Here is a 14,880-nt window from a genome sequence, read left to right as displayed (position 1 = left end):
CCACTACCTCCTATTATTTCAAATCAATTCCTGATTTCTTATTATCAAGAATCTTCTTAATGATTTCTGCTACATAGGCTCCAGCTTCAACGGCTGGTGTTCCGCCTTTATGAATATTGGAAACAACGGTCCGTTTCGCTTCCGGCATACCAACTGTTGGCTTGTAAGCCAGATAAGCACTCATGGACTCAGCTGTTACCAGACCTGGACGCTCACCAACCAGCATACAAATAACTTCTGCACCAGTCAGCTCTGCGATTTGGTCCATAGCTGCAACCCGAGCATGCTTGATAAAGAGTACTTCGCCAAAGTCCAGCCCGAACATTTTCAGACCTTGCTTCAGAGCTGGCAGGAAGTCTTTGACGTTAGCCTCGATAGCTGATGAGCTAAGACCATCACCAACGACAATCTGAACTTTGGCATTAGGTTTGCATTTTTCCTTGATAATCGCCTGCTGATCTTCAGGGAAGACCCGGCCAAAATCTGGACGTGTCAAATATTCATCTTTAGTAGTCGCCTTGGTCTGTACAGGGATGAAGCCCATTTCCTTGATAAAGTCATCTGAAACATAGGAGAAGACCGCATCCTGAGCTGCCGCATGGTCTGCACGGAAACGCAAAACACTTTGTGTCTTGTAGCGATCGCCTGCCCGCCATAAGCCCAGACGTGCCGGAGTAAATTTCTTAATTTTCCGGTAAGCTTCTTCATTGATGGCATTCGGAACTAAGAACTGTTCCTGGATATCTACTTCTGTTATATCCGGAATAATGCCATCTTCAATCACTGAAGTGTCTTGTTTGACTTCTTCCTGCAGAGAAACTGCAGGTTTTTCAGCTTTGTTCTGGTCAGTCGCTGCTGTTTCTTTAACAGCTGAGTCACCGCCCATCTCATTTAACAATGAGCGAATCATTTCTTTTAATTGCAATTCATCCACAATGATTTCCTCCTTGCTAATTTGATTTCATAAAGATGGAGCCGTCTCCGCCGATTTCTGTCAGGTGGCCATCTTCCATCAAGCCCATTTTTTCCATCCACTCTTCAAATTCCTTAATCGGACGTTTGTTGAGAAGTGAACGCATGGTTGCTGTTTCATGGTAACCAGTTGTTTGATAGTTAAGCATAATATCGTCACCATGAGGAATCGCCATGATGTAGTTAACGTTAGCTGCTCCGAGAAGAACCAAGAGATTTTCAGCGTCGTTTTGGTCAGCCTTCATGTGGTTAGTGTAACAGATATCACAACCCATTGAGATACCAGTCAGTTTGCCCATGAAGTGGTCTTCCAAACCAGCACGGATAACTTGCTTAGAATCATAGAGATATTCAGGTCCGATAAATCCAACAACGGTATTTACCAAGAATGGATCGAAGCGTTTAGCGAAACCATAACAACGAGCTTCCATAGTCACTTGGTCTGCTCCATGGTGAGCGTCAGATGAAAGTTCAGAACCTTGACCTGTTTCAAAGTACATGACATTCGGTCCAGCAGCTGTTCCCACTTTCAGAGCTGTATCCCAAGCTTCTTGAATGATTTTAGCATCAAAACCAAAGGCTTCATTTCCTTTTTCAGAACCAGCGATAGACTGGAAGACCAATCCTGTCGGAGCACCTTGATTCATAGCTTCAATCTGAGTAGTAACGTGAGCTAGCACACAGTGCTGAGTTGGAATCTTGTACTCTTCGATGAAGTCGTTAAACTTATGCAAGACCCGTTTGGTACTTTCCACAGAGTCGTCTACTGGGTTCAATCCCAAAAGAGCATCCCCACATCCATAAGCAAAACCTTCCATAGTAGAAGCCATGATACCGTCTGGATCGTCTGTGGTATGGTTTGGTTGAAGACGAGAAGAGAATGTTCCCGGCATACCAATCGTTGTATTGGCATGTTTGGTAATGACAATCTTATTGGCAGCTACAATCAAGTCCAAGTTGGTCATCAACTTAGCAACCGCTGCTACCATTTCAGAAGTCAACCCACGAGACAGCCACTGAATATCTACGTTCTTAGTCTTGTTATCCAAGATCCATTCACGCAATTCTTCTACTGTCCAATTCTTAATCTTTTCGTAAGTACGAAGATTGACGTCGTCAATGATAATCCGTGTTACTTCATCTTCTTCATAAGGCACTACTGGATTATTGAACAAATCAGACAGTTTCAGCTGAGCTAGTACAACCTTAGCAGCGACACGCTCTTCGGCAGATTCTGCTGCTACTCCGGCTAGCTGATCCCCGGATTTGTACTCATTGGATTTGGCCAGCACTTCTTTTACGGATTTAAATTCGTAAAGCCGACCAAACAATTTTGTTTTCAAAATCATGGATTACTTCCTCCTTTGTGTAAATAAAAGTTTAATTAAACACCAATGTTTTCACGACAATTGGTAAGACCGATCCTTCAATGACTGGATTACCAATATCGATATAGTCGCCATTTTGAACATCCACTGAGTCAATGCAGACAAATGGATAATCCTTAGGCAATTGAGCAAAGAGACATTGGCCTAGAACCTTGGCCATATCTTCTCTGACCACCACTAGCAACGGAATTTTCTTTTCAATGCTTTCGCTCATTCCCTTGACAATAGCCTCTGCATATTCCAAAACTCGGGCGAAGCTTGGGCTTTTTTCTCCATTGATTGCCAAAGCCACCTGCTGGACTTCATTTTCCAGTGTGAACCAGGCTACCTTGTCCTTGATAATCTGCTGCAGCCCCTCCTTGTCCTCATGCTCATCAGAAGCAGCCAGTTTGAGAACTGGAATGTTCTTAATAGGGAGGATATCGGAGATGTAGGTGATGGTACTGCCGCTGACATCGGTCGTATGGCTGCCGGCTCCGACAACGGTTGCCCGGATGGTCTCAGCTGACTGGATGACCTTCTTTTGATCAAAAATCTTGGATTTTCTCAGCGCCCTGCCTAGCAGGATACCAATATCCCCATAGCGGAAATCATCCGCCGAGGTCGTTTCCAAGTATACTCCATCAGCTACACCACCTGAGAAAGATACACAGTGGAGATCATAGTTCAACTTGAGACCGTGGTTGGTCTGTAGGAGCTCATAGTAAGGACTGTGATTGTCAATTCCTACAGACTGTTCTAATACGGAGACCATTTCTTGAATCAGCCGATCCAAATCAGCCCGATGGACCGTTTCACCGACTGCCAACTGAAGTCCCTGCTCTGCAATGATAGTCTGCAGTTTTGGAGCAATATAGCTAATCCGCTGGGTCTGCGGATCCATCTTTATCAGCCGACCTCCGATATCAAAACACCCTGTATCAATCACATCTCCTTCTCGGAAAACTGCCAGATTGGAAGTCCCCCCACCAATATCAATATTGACCACTGATGTATGATGCTCTTGGGAATACTGATGACTGCAGGCCCCTTTACCAGCGATGATACTCTCAAGGTCTGGGCCGGCCGTCGCAACGACAAAGTCACCAGCATAGCCACTCAGGGCTTGCAGCACCTGACTGGCATTTTCCTTTCGAGCTGTCTCACCAGTAATGATGACTGCCCCCATCTGAATATCTTTTTTCTGAATGCCTGCTTTCGCATACTCATTCAGAACAAAGTTTTTGATCTTATCTACCTCGATCAAAAGTTGATCCGAAATTGGTGTGAAGATAATTTCACTTTTATAAAGAACTTTTTTATCTGTAATATAGACACGAGGAATAGTAAACACAGAAGCAATATTCTCGATGGTAAGCTCTGAAAGGATCAGCTGTGTAGTGGCTGTCCCGATATCAAGCCCCACACTCAAAATTTTATCTGACATACTAAAAACCTCCAAAAAAAGACGCTCAAAGCAATGCAAACAAACAGAGTTCATTTACATTCTTCAAGCGTCATTGCTTTTTTCGACTGACATCATTGTTAGTCTGGTAGTATTTATTTTTTAAAACGAATGGTCGTTATCGTCCCCTCATGGTCTGAGTGGATAGACAAGGTTCCAAACAATTTTCCTTGGACAAAGCGCTCCACCAAGAGTAGACCCAAATGATTCTCAAAGGAATGCTCTTGATTGTAACCGCTACCATTATCCAGTACTTTTAAAGTTATTATATCATTTTTAAATCCAACCTGCAAATGGATTTGCTGTTTTTCTGGATATTTTTTGTCCTTAAAAGCATGTTCATAGCTGTTCTGCAGTAATTCATTGACGATTAGCGCCAGTGAAGTAGCCCGGCTGCTGTCAAGACAGAGTTCCGGTTCCAAGCTGTAGGTCAGGGCTATTTCCCTATGCCCAGAAAAACAGCGCTGAACATTTTCGATAACTTTCTTCAGCAGATGCTCAATCTGAATGCTGTCATCCTGCTGAGAAGACAGGAGCTCGTGAGTCGCAGCTATGGAGAGCACACGATTCATACTGTCATTAAGAGCTTTTTTGGTGTCTGCTCCTGGACTTTGCTGAGCCTGTAGTCGCAGCAAGGAAACAACGGTTTGCAAGTGATTCTTTACCCGATGGTTCATTTCACGAATGGTAGTTGTATGGGTTAAGAGCTGCGCTTCCTTTTCCTTGATGTCTGTAATATCCTTACAGATCATGACCACATTTTCACTCTCAGCCAGCAAATAGCGTTTGACCAAAAAGCAATATGTGCCATAATGTACCTCAACTTGGTGAGGTTTTTCTTGAGGGGCTTGCGGTCCCAGTTGCTGGATTTCTTCAAAAGTCAGACTGTCTAAGACCAGATTGCTATAATGCATTCCCTCAATCGAGTCCATATAGCCCAGCTTATGACGATAAGAGTCGGCAGCTGCTTGATTGAAATACTTGAGATAACCCTGCTGGTCAAAGACCAGACAAGCTTCGTCAATATGATCAAATAAAACAAACTGCTCTTGAGCTGAAATCTCAGGAGTGCTCCGTAACTCAAAACCGTCGTTCTCTTTATCTAAAGAAAAGTGGTCCGGTAAAGTCTGAGGAGCATTTCTTTCGATAATCAGCGTTCCGATGACGCGCTCTTCTCTCACTATCGGAAAGACCGTCTGGTGGATGGCTAAGCCCTCCTGCGATCTGGCCGAAAGCCCAATCGAGGGAGCGCCCGTCTCCAAGGTCCGGATAACACCTGGCTCATTTTCCAGATAGGCCATAGCACCTACGACCGAGTTTTCGTACAAGCTGAGCTTGCTTTCCGGTTTTTTGTGAAAGATGACAATGGCATGTTCCGAAAAGATATTCTTTACGTCAATGAAGACATCTTCATTGGCATAAGCTGAGTTTTTCAATAATTCGTCAGCCTGTTGGACAAGATGCTCGATATCAGCCTCATCCAAATTTGTCTGTTCCTGACAAAGCTGCTTTATCTTATCTTTATACATCATTACACATCATCTTGGAGCACCAGCAATTTAGCAATCTCAATCATTGGCACTCTCTTTTGCATACTAATTGTCCGAATGCGTTTGAAAGCTTCTGGCTCTGACAAATGATCACGAGCCATCAGTAAGCCTTTGGCCTTTTCAATCACAATCCGATCGTCTATCTTTTTTGACAGCTTGACCATTTCATTGGACATCTGCTGAAGCTGGCGGCCTTTCTCAATGCAGACCTCTACCATAGGAATCAAGGACTTGGCATCCAAAGGTTTAACCAAGTAAGCACTAATCCCATTGGTTTTAGCTTTTTGAACATAGTGTTCTTCACTGTAGGCTGACAGTAGAATCACACTGTAGGCTAAAGCATCTTCGAGTATCTTCTTACCCGCTGTCAGGCCATCCAAAAGCGGAAGCTTGATGTCCATCATGACCAAGTCACAACGATATTTCTGACACAAATCAATAGCCTCAAAGCCATCGGATGCCTCAGCCACCACTTCATAATCAGCTGCTTCTAATATATTTCGGATATCTAATCTTACAATTGGATCATCATCAACAATTAGTATTCTGCCCTTCATACTTCCCCTCGACAGTTTGATTTTTTATGTCCGCGTTACGACAGTACTGGAGAAGCCCAAAATCTCTTCCAGACCTTGTAAAACGGCAATGAGAGCTGCCTCAACAGAAGAAACATCACCTGTCATCACGACAGAGCCGCTGAAACGATCCACAAAACCAACTTGAACATCCGCAGCCTTGGTCGCAATATCAACCGCAATGATAGCCGCTTCACTCGGAGTGATCGTCAAGATTCCAATCGCATCCTTGATTTCTGCCTGCAATCCCAATTTTTCAAAAATGACTTCATCAGGATTAGCGATAAGGTGCGCCAAGGTCACTTGTTTCCCAGGAACGTATTCCTGTATCATTCTTTGTTTTTCTTCCAATTTAGTAAACCTTCTTCATGATTTTAAACCTTCAGAAGTGTACTGCATGCTCTTAATCATTATACAATAATTTTGGCATAACAGCAATTCAGAGGATTAAAACGCTTTCTCTAATACTTTAAGCAGTTCTTCTGCCGTAGGGACACGAGGGTTCGTCGGAGTACAGCCATCATGCAGAGCAGCTTCTGAAATTTCTACCTTGTACTGAGCAAAAGCATCTGCTTTCACACCATATTCTCTTAGAGAAGTTGGCATCTCCAGCTTTCTCTGCAGCTTCTTGATAGCTTCAACCAGCTGTCTTACTCCTGACACAGGGCTTGAAGCACTGCATCCCAGTAGTTTGGCAATATCTTGATAACGGCTGGCTACAGTCTTGTCCGCTGCCTGCCGGCCCCTATTATTAAGATCGATACCAGCATTATACTGAATGACATGGGGCATTAAAATACTGTTTAAACGACCATGAGGAACATGGAACTTGGCACCTGCCGCATGAGCCAGACTGTGGTTGATACCCAAGTAAGCCGTATTGAAGGCCATCCCTGCCAGAGTGGATGCCGCGTGCATCTTTTCACGCGCTTCTACATCCTGACCATTTTTGTAGGCTTTAGGCAGATATTCAAAGACCAGCTTAATTGCCTTTTCAGCCAAGGCATCGGAGAAGTCGGTCGCCTCAGTGGATACATAGGCTTCAATAGCATGTGTCAGCACATCCATTCCTGTATCTGCTGTGATGTTGCTAGGAAGAGACATAACCAAATCCGCATCCAAGATAGCAACATCCGGCAGAATTTCACTAGTCACCAACGGATACTTGGTGCCTTTGTCTGCATCTGTGATAACAGAAAAGTCGGTCACTTCAGATCCAGTTCCGCTTGTCGTCGGAATAGCAATGAGAATGGCCTCTGAGAAGGCGCCCTGCTTCTTGGCAAAATAATACATAGCCTTGGAAGCATCAATGGCAGAGCCTCCGCCAATAGAAAGCACAATGCTGATCGGCTTGTCTCCTGCACTCTTGATACCAGCCACAACCGTTTCGATTGGCGGATCAGGCACAATATCTGTAAAAACAACAATATCATTGCTGTCATCAAAGTTGGCTAAAATAGCATCCAGCGTGCCAGATGTCTTCAAAAAAGGATCGGCAACGACTAAGATATGCTCGTTTTTATAATGGCTTAATTGCTGCAGAGCGCCCTTGCCCACATGCAATTCAGTCTTATAGGAAATCTTATACATTTTTTCTCCTTTCTGTTGTATCTATTTTTAAACAAAAAGAAACTATATGAAAATAAGACTGCTCCCCTACACACGTCACAGCATTTTCATATAGCTTCATTGCTTATTTATCTTCAGTACCCCTTTGTACTATATTGAATTATAACACAAAAGCGCTTTCATGGCAATAAAAAAGTCATTAATATAAGAAGTTTTTAGTGCTGCTTCTCTTTTCAAAAACAAGCTTGTTTGAAGGATTAAATTTTTATTAAAATTTGATTCGTTTTCCTTGTAATTACCTGTGAAAGGTGTTACAATCTAGTTACTAGGAAATTGATTTTAGTACTTTTAAGGATATGGAAGTCTGGTGAAAATCCAGCGCGGTCCCGCCACTGTGATAAGCTTTTCAGCTTTAAGTCAGGTCTTTATTCTTAAATTTTAGTAGATTTCATGCCTCGATGTAAGGTAGTGATGTCAGTTTGGAACAAACATTTTAGCTTAGTTTCCATTATTGACTCTACGTTTAAGTACGTTAATTTTCTAAAGATGAGGTTTCACTTGTCTTTCTGCAAAGGAGCAGAGTCAATAATTGGAAAGCTAGTGCTAATCAACGAAGCTTAGCATGAAGATACAATGATGTATAGGCGGCTTTCTTTTTTAGAAGATTAAAATAAGTTCTGTCCTTCCAAGACTCAGTAGGAGTCAATTTGGAAAGACAGAACTTTTTCTGTTTCTTTTTGTCACTGGCGTTTGCTTGCCCAACGCTCAACATCTGCCTTGGTGATATTGTGGAAGACCTTAGCACCTCTTTCATAGGCGATGTCTTCTTGGTTTTTAGTAAAGTTGATTACTCGAGCCAAGGCAAAGAAATAATCTGATAGACGATTGACAAAAATCAGGACATTATTGTTAATTTCTGTAGTCCACATAGCCCCTACGATATGGCGCTCTGCCCGTCTTGCAATGGTCCGAGCCACATGAATCATGGAAGCAATCTCGTCACCGCCTGGCAGGATAAACCTTTCCAGAGCCGGTGGAATTTCTGAGTAGGTATCAATCCTCTCCTCAATCCAGTCAATCAGCTGCTGATCGACCTTATAAGGGTAAACTCCCTTAGGAGTAGAGAGGTCTGAACCACAGTCAAAGAGATAATGCTGCAGCTGGAGCAGCTCATCTCTCAGCTTATCATCCTTGTCCAGCTTGGTAATGGTATAACCAATCCAAGAGTTCAGCTCATCAATGGTTCCGTAAGCATTAACTCGTTCTGCATCCTTGGCAACACTTTGACCGCCAACTAGCTTAGTCAAGCCCTTGTCACCTGTTTTTGTATAGAGTTGCATATTTTTCCTCCTTTAAGTCACATTTTTGCGAATATCAACATAATCTTCTTCTTTCAAGCTGCCTTCAGCAAAGGTTGGCATGTGCTCCATGGTATAAACAGCATTTTCCAGCAGAAAGAAAGCCAAAGGACAGCCTGAACCTTCACCTAGCCGCATGTCCAGCAAAAGCATGGGCTCCAGTCCTAGAAAGTCACTGACCAGTCTGTAAGCAGGCTCCGTCGAAGCATGGGAAGCAAAGGTATAGTCCAAGACATGAGGAGTCAGCTGATGGGCAATCAGAAGCCCCGTTAGAGAGATAAGGCCATCCACTACACAAGGCAGCTGATAGCGGGCACAGGCAAGATGAGTGCCTGCCATAGCCAGCATATCCAGCCCACCAAGCTTAGCGGTCAGATCCAGAATATCTCCATAAGGAGCGTGACGATCAAGACACCGCTGGATAATGGCTGTTTTATGAGCCTTCATATCCTGGGTCAGACCAGCTCCATAGCCTGTGACGTCTTCTGCTTTAAGACCGAGAACCGCTGCAATGACAGCAGCCGAAGTGGTGGTGTTGCCAATCCCCATTTCTCCTGTTCCAAAGAGACGATAGCCGTCTTTAATCAAGGCCTCTGTCTTTTTGTAGCCGACTAGAATTGCCGCTATAGCCTGCTCGCGGGCCATGGCCGGCTCCTTGAGCATGTTACGCGTCCCATGACAGACCTTGTCCTTATTTTCCTCAAAAATATCCTTCTTGCAGCCAATGTCTACTAGGCAGATGTCTGAACCTGCATGTTTGGAAATAGCGCACAGGCCTGATTTCCCTGCTAGAATATTACGAGCAACAGTATAGGTCGTTTCCTGAGGATTGGCTGAAACGCCTTCAGCCACGATGCCATTATCCGCTACGTAGACGAGGACAATCTTCTTCTCCAAATCAATGGGACCAGAAAACATGGCATGCAAGCGAGCATAGATAGTCTCGAGCTTTCCCAAGGAACCTGGCGGCTTTCCTAGCTGATCACAGTAGCGCTGGCCTTCTTGAAGTTTGTCTCTGTCTATCGGAAGAATCTGCTCAATAATTTTTTCTAAGTCTTTCAAACTAGTCTATCTCCTCCCTGACCGGCTGCACCCCTTCAAAAATAATCCTGCTCAAGGTCCGAGTCTGATAATAAGCCCCGCTGGCTGAGCGAGCTAGTTCAGCCTCTAGCTTGGGCAAGACTTCTAGCTGTTCCCTGCTCAGCAGCAGACCAACTAATGTGCCACTATGGGCAACATTGATCCCTAAGCATTGGTATTTTTTTACCAAATTCAGTAATTCTTCCAGATAGGGCTTGGGCAGCCGTTGGTTGTTCAACAAAGCACTATAGGTCGCTAAATGGCCAAGTTTTTCCAAACTCTTCTCCTGACAAGCCGCCTGAAAGAGAGGAAGCAAGCGCTTTGACTCCTCAAGCGGATAGCTAGGACTGTCCTTCATCCGAACCAAGTCAAGAGTTGTCACCATCTCCACAGGCTCCAAGATATAAACATAGAGCTCCGGTCGCCAGTCTGTCTGCCAGACCACTTGACCAGTCAGGGGATTAATGACCGTCCAGTCCGCAAAAGCAACCGAGTCAGTAGGCTCAATCTTGGCACAGAGATAAGTCAAATCTGATGCCTTTAGAGGCTGCTTCTGCCCCAGAGCAGCTGCCTGCAGGCAGCTAACCATATCTGCTGTGCTGCTAGAATAGCCCTTGCTGATAGGCAGGTCTGACTCCTGAACAAAAGAGAAATCATTGGACTCAGGCAGGAGCTCCAAAGCTCGCCTTACCTTTTCACCTTGAGCTTGCCTTGCGAGAGACGAAGTTCCGTCCAATCTAACCCGACTACGCTTCTCAATCCCATAGGAGAGCAGGACCTCTTGCTCTCCTACTAGACCTTGAAATAATTCACCGCAGGAACCCGGACAAGACACGATCCCCTTAGTCATAAGGAGCCTCTTTCGCCAAGACCTCTGTCAGGCAAGCCAGAAGCTGTTCATTCTCCTGATGGCTGCGGATGGCTATGCGGTAATGCCGGTCTGTCAGATTATGATAATTTTGACAGGAACGGATAAAAATCTTTCTCTGCCGAAGCTCCTGACGCAGGTCCTGCTGCCCCAAATACTCAAAGAAGATATAGTTGACACTAGGCGTGACCGGCCGAATCTGTGAAAATGCAGTCAGTCTTTGAAAAAGGAAGTCTCTTTCTACTCGAAGCCACTGCTTGGTAGCTTGCTGATAGGTCTGGTCTTCCAAAAGGACAGGTAGGGCGTGATCCGCCATAGCATTGACCGACCAAGGAGCGCGGCTCCCCTCTATCTCATCAAAGCAAGTTGGATGACAGCTGAGAGCATAGCCCAATCTCAGACCAGGAATGGCATAAAACTTAGTCAGAGACCGCACCACTACTGCATTTGGATAGGTGGCCAGACGTGAGACGAAGCTATAGTCCTCCTCATCGTCCAGAAAGTCCATAAAAGCCTCATCCAGTATCAAAAAGATTTGCCGCTCCTGCAGATCCTCAGCTAGCTTTTCTAACTCAGTACGCTGAATCAAGGTACCCGTCGGATTATTGGGATTGCAGATGAGTACAGCGTCTCCTGCAGTCAGTGAATCCAAGGCTGGCAACATGTCAGCTAGATTCCACTCATAGGATGGAGAAGGAAGGCTAAAGCGCTCCACCTTGGCCTGCACTTGCGAAAAGGCTTTTTCATATTCCATGAAAGTAGGACTCAGAGTCAGGACCGTTTTTGGACGCAGGAAGCGGGCCAGCTCATAAAAGACTTCTACCGCACCATTTGCCAACAGGACCTTGTCCTTTTCTAGTCCATGATGATGTGCCAAAAGCTCTCTGGAGCGACTGTAGCTGATGTCTGGATAATGAACCAGCCAATCAATGGACTCGGTCAGACAAGCCCTCAGCCGCGGAGAAATCCCCAAAGGGTTGATATTGGCACTGAAATCCAGACAGTCTTCTAGAGAAAAACCAAATTCCTCAGCCAAAGCTGCCGCATTCCCACCGTGCTCTACTTTCATAAATAGACATTCCTTCCTCGATTCCTTGTTAGAATCTAGTATACCATATTCGGCTTTTTCGTCCTTAGTCTGCCTCCAGATAAGCCTGAAGACTATCAATCCCTTCGTTTTCCGTCGCAGATATTTCAAAAATTTCCTTGGCTCCAGCCGCTTTCAGCTGCCGCCGTGCTTTTTCGATTTGCTCTGGCTGTTTAGCCATATCAATCTTGGTGACAATGCCAATCACTTCTTTATTGAAGAGGGAAGAAAAGCCCTGAGGAAAGGTCTGCATCTGATTGGAAGCCGCCACCAAGAGACCAATCACATCAGCCTCCGTTGCCGTCACGTTCAGAGCATTATAATACTTACGATGCTGGAGAAATTCTCCAGGCGTGTCAATGATGGCATCATAGAACTCAATAGCCTGAGTCTTAAAGTAGCTTAGCTCCAAGCCTTTCAGTCGCTGGGTCAGAGTAGTCTTACCCACTCCGACTGGACCGACAAACATGATTTTTTTCATATTTTGCATCCATTCCTCTCTATGACAGGGAACTGCCTGCTATCTGCTTAGCTGGGCTTCCTTACTATCTAGTTTGATAGTTTCCCTGCCGTTGAGCAGTACACCTTTATTTTCATCGCGGCCTTGCAGGTAGTAAAGGGCATCTTCCTGGCCGTAAGTTTCAATTGCCTTGGTTTGCAGAAGACCGATTCCCTTGCTAGGATCTCTCAAAAGATTGAAGATAATACCCATTTGCAGTTTAGGGAAGTCCTTGAGCATAGCATAGTCGCCATTACTGTCACCGGCAATCAGGATTGGTTCTTGATTATCATGATTGACAGCAATCAGTTTCTTAATAGTCTCTGTCTTGCCCTCACCCTGAGTCTGAGCATAGTTGGTATCATATTCTGGCTGAATCACACCCTTATCATCCTTTTTCAGGCGCATACCAGTAACATTTTCTTTAGGAATATTGTAGCCATACTTAGAATTGCTAGCATAAGGGATAATCACATCAATATAAGACGCTGAGCAGATATAGACATCAATGCCGTTAGCCATCAGAGTCTTATAGAGATTTTGCATTTCCTTGACTGAGCGAACACCGCGCTTGAAGGTCACAGTGATTTGGCCTGACTCACCTTTCAAGCCTTCTGGACTTTCCCAAGTTTCAGAAGTTAGCTTGTCTTGGAGAGCTTGGTCAATAGACTTTTCAGATAGAGCTTGAACTTCTTCAGAAGTCATACCTGCATAGAGGTAGGTCACCCATGGATAACTGATGTCAGAGCTGAAGGTATCACCAATCGCTTCGTAAAGATAGCGGAGTTTAGCAGCAAAGTCTTGGTATTCATCGGTCTTTTTGACTTCTTCCAGAGACTTGTCTCCTTGCATTCCCTTATAGCTATTGTAAATAACCGTGTAGTCAGAAAGCAGGTCAGCCGCAATCTTGTCAATGTTCACTGGTTCACCATCTTTGTTATGGAAATCTTCAACAAAATCGTCGCTCGGTATATTGGTCCGCACTGCTTGGTCAAATTCTTCCGGCGTCATCTTAAAGGCCAGATTTTCAATTTGATAGGTAAAGGTTGCTTCGCCAATATCGTTAATGACTGTCGTATTGTCCCAGTCAAAGACGGCATAAGGTTTTTTATTTTTATCATAGCTAGAGCTGGTGTTCCCATTTTCCTTGATGAGCTTGGTCAGACGGGCATAAAGCTTGTCTTCCCAAACGCCCTTATCCAAAGTCTTAGCCTTGTCCTTATCCGTTGTCTCTGTCTTAGCCGAGGATGACTCCGTCGTCGTCTTGTTATTCCCCGCTTGACAAGCTCCCAGAAGCAAAGCCAAACTACAAAGCAGCACAATTCCTTTTGTCCGCATAGAAACAATCCTCCATAAAAAATAATAGTGCGCAAAAAAATGGCATAGAAAACCCCTTTGATTCTGAAACACTCGCTTCATTGCGATCAAATCAGGCTTCCTTGCCATTTTCTATACTGTTATTATATTATAAACTATCTGACAGACTTTGTCAATGAAGCGCTTTCAGATTTGTAAAAAAATAAAGGCAGAGAAAAATTATTTCTCTACCTTAGCAAAGTTTTCTTCTAAATGTTGCAAGATTTTCTTACGTTTAGACATTTGGTAGTCAAAATGAATCATAATAAGCGCATAACTTAAAATACTACCGAGTATCATCATCATCATCTCACCATCTTTTAAATACAATATGGAAAGTAGTACCACACATGGGGTACCAAGTAATTGTGTTATTCTAATTACTTTATAATGTTTTTTTGCTTTTTCTATAAACTCCTTTCCCTCAGAACTTTCTAAATTTACTATAGAAAAAGTGGTTTTCTTTTTCATAGAAACCATTGCCATTCTAGTAATAATCCCAGTAAGAAAGATGGTTAAAATTAGTATTATTAATCGAATGTTAAAAGAATCTACTACAAGTTTCTTTGCTATCATCTTTAACAATGGACCAACTATCAGTATAAAGGCAGGGGTATAGGTCTGAATTTTCTCAGTATTTTGTAAAACGTTAGATAGTTTTAATTGTTCCTTCTCTAAATCATAATAAAGGGCCTTACCCTGATACCAGCCTAAGTTTACTAAATTAGAATATTTCTTCATTCATTTTCCTTTTAAAGTATATTTTTTATCATTGTTTAACTATATTGGGTATATTCGGTACACCACTCAACTTTTTGTCAGTTACTAAAAACACCTCAAATTAGTTCATCACTTTTCGGATGCTTCCTTATATAAATAGCTGCATAAACCGCATCTACTATGACAGCTGGCAAAGTCAAGGTCAACAAAATTCCCAATAAAACACCAAAAGCAATCTGAATATAGCCTGTTAGGAGAGAGGGAATGATTGTTGCACCCGCAAAAGCTACAGCAAAATTATTCCACCATGTTTTCTTTCTATTTCCCTCTTTTACTTGATTAAAAGTCCAGACTTTTCCTTGATTCTTTGGGAGATAATACCAAGCATAGAGGCCACAAGCAAAGATAAAAAGG

The 14,880-nt window shown here is 43.7% G+C and carries 14 protein-coding genes, 1 pseudogene and 1 riboswitch; all 15 genes and pseudogenes read right to left on the bottom strand.

Going from position 1 to position 14,880, the window contains the following annotated elements; translation table 11 throughout:
- Window positions 1-13 precede the first annotated feature (13 nt).
- Window positions 14-934 (bottom strand): ethanolamine ammonia-lyase subunit EutC, encoded by a 921-nt coding sequence (eutC, locus tag D8886_RS08350; RefSeq protein ID WP_002919542.1) that lies wholly within the window; start codon window positions 932-934, stop codon window positions 14-16.
- A gap of 16 nt (window positions 935-950) precedes the next feature.
- Window positions 951-2,321 (bottom strand): ethanolamine ammonia-lyase subunit EutB, encoded by a 1,371-nt coding sequence (locus D8886_RS08345; protein ID WP_125435086.1) that lies wholly within the window; start codon window positions 2,319-2,321, stop codon window positions 951-953.
- A 31-nt stretch (window positions 2,322-2,352) separates the two neighbouring features.
- The gene (gene eutA / locus D8886_RS08340) at window positions 2,353-3,786 is read right to left on the bottom strand and encodes an ethanolamine ammonia-lyase reactivating factor EutA (protein WP_125435084.1); all 1,434 of its coding nucleotides are present in this window, start codon (window positions 3,784-3,786) and stop codon (window positions 2,353-2,355) included.
- A gap of 113 nt (window positions 3,787-3,899) precedes the next feature.
- Window positions 3,900-5,336 (bottom strand): sensor histidine kinase, encoded by a 1,437-nt coding sequence (locus D8886_RS08335; RefSeq protein WP_125435082.1) that lies wholly within the window; start codon window positions 5,334-5,336, stop codon window positions 3,900-3,902.
- Window positions 5,336-5,911: an ANTAR domain-containing response regulator gene (locus D8886_RS08330; RefSeq protein WP_125435080.1), complete on the bottom strand. Its 576-nt coding sequence runs from the start codon at window positions 5,909-5,911 to the stop codon at window positions 5,336-5,338. The genes D8886_RS08335 and D8886_RS08330 overlap by 1 nt, the downstream gene beginning before the upstream one ends.
- 24 nt (window positions 5,912-5,935) lie before the next feature.
- Window positions 5,936-6,280: a BMC domain-containing protein gene (locus D8886_RS08325; RefSeq protein WP_002898216.1), complete on the bottom strand. Its 345-nt coding sequence runs from the start codon at window positions 6,278-6,280 to the stop codon at window positions 5,936-5,938.
- Window positions 6,281-6,376: 96 nt separating this feature from the next.
- The gene (locus D8886_RS08320) at window positions 6,377-7,519 is read right to left on the bottom strand and encodes a 1-propanol dehydrogenase PduQ (protein ID WP_125435078.1); all 1,143 of its coding nucleotides are present in this window, start codon (window positions 7,517-7,519) and stop codon (window positions 6,377-6,379) included.
- A gap of 310 nt (window positions 7,520-7,829) precedes the next feature.
- Window positions 7,830-7,978: riboswitch (adenosylcobalamin (AdoCbl) riboswitch) on the top strand.
- Window positions 7,979-8,238: 260 nt separating this feature from the next.
- Entirely contained in the window at window positions 8,239-8,838 is a 600-nt protein-coding gene (locus D8886_RS08315; RefSeq protein WP_125435076.1) for a cob(I)yrinic acid a,c-diamide adenosyltransferase, read from the bottom strand.
- A gap of 12 nt (window positions 8,839-8,850) precedes the next feature.
- Window positions 8,851-9,918 carry a nicotinate-nucleotide--dimethylbenzimidazole phosphoribosyltransferase gene (gene cobT, locus D8886_RS08310; RefSeq protein WP_125435074.1) on the bottom strand — a complete coding sequence of 356 codons (1,068 nt, stop codon included), beginning with the start codon at window positions 9,916-9,918 and terminating at the stop codon, window positions 8,851-8,853.
- 1 nt (window position 9,919) lies between these two features.
- Entirely contained in the window at window positions 9,920-10,786 is an 867-nt protein-coding gene (locus D8886_RS08305; protein ID WP_125435072.1) for a GHMP family kinase ATP-binding protein, read from the bottom strand.
- Window positions 10,779-11,873, bottom strand: a complete 1,095-nt coding sequence (gene cobD, locus D8886_RS08300; protein ID WP_125435070.1) for a threonine-phosphate decarboxylase CobD — start codon at window positions 11,871-11,873, stop codon at window positions 10,779-10,781. The genes D8886_RS08305 and cobD overlap by 8 nt, the downstream gene beginning before the upstream one ends.
- Before the next feature lie 64 nt (window positions 11,874-11,937).
- Entirely contained in the window at window positions 11,938-12,372 is a 435-nt protein-coding gene (locus tag D8886_RS08295) for a EutP/PduV family microcompartment system protein (protein ID WP_125435122.1), read from the bottom strand.
- Window positions 12,373-12,411: 39 nt separating this feature from the next.
- Complete coding sequence (locus D8886_RS08290) at window positions 12,412-13,728, bottom strand: HAD family hydrolase (RefSeq protein ID WP_125435068.1); 1,317 nt, start codon at window positions 13,726-13,728, stop codon at window positions 12,412-12,414.
- Between the two features lie 198 nt (window positions 13,729-13,926).
- Entirely contained in the window at window positions 13,927-14,487 is a 561-nt protein-coding gene (locus D8886_RS08285) for a hypothetical protein (protein ID WP_125435066.1), read from the bottom strand.
- Window positions 14,488-14,582: 95 nt separating this feature from the next.
- A pseudogene (locus D8886_RS08280) lies at window positions 14,583-14,880 on the bottom strand (hypothetical protein); the annotation flags it as partial.

Source organism: Streptococcus sanguinis (assembly GCF_003943655.1).
GTDB lineage: Bacteria > Bacillota > Bacilli > Lactobacillales > Streptococcaceae > Streptococcus > Streptococcus sanguinis_F.
Note: the sequence above shows the minus strand (reverse complement) of the source record. Positions and strands in the feature narration are given on the sequence as shown.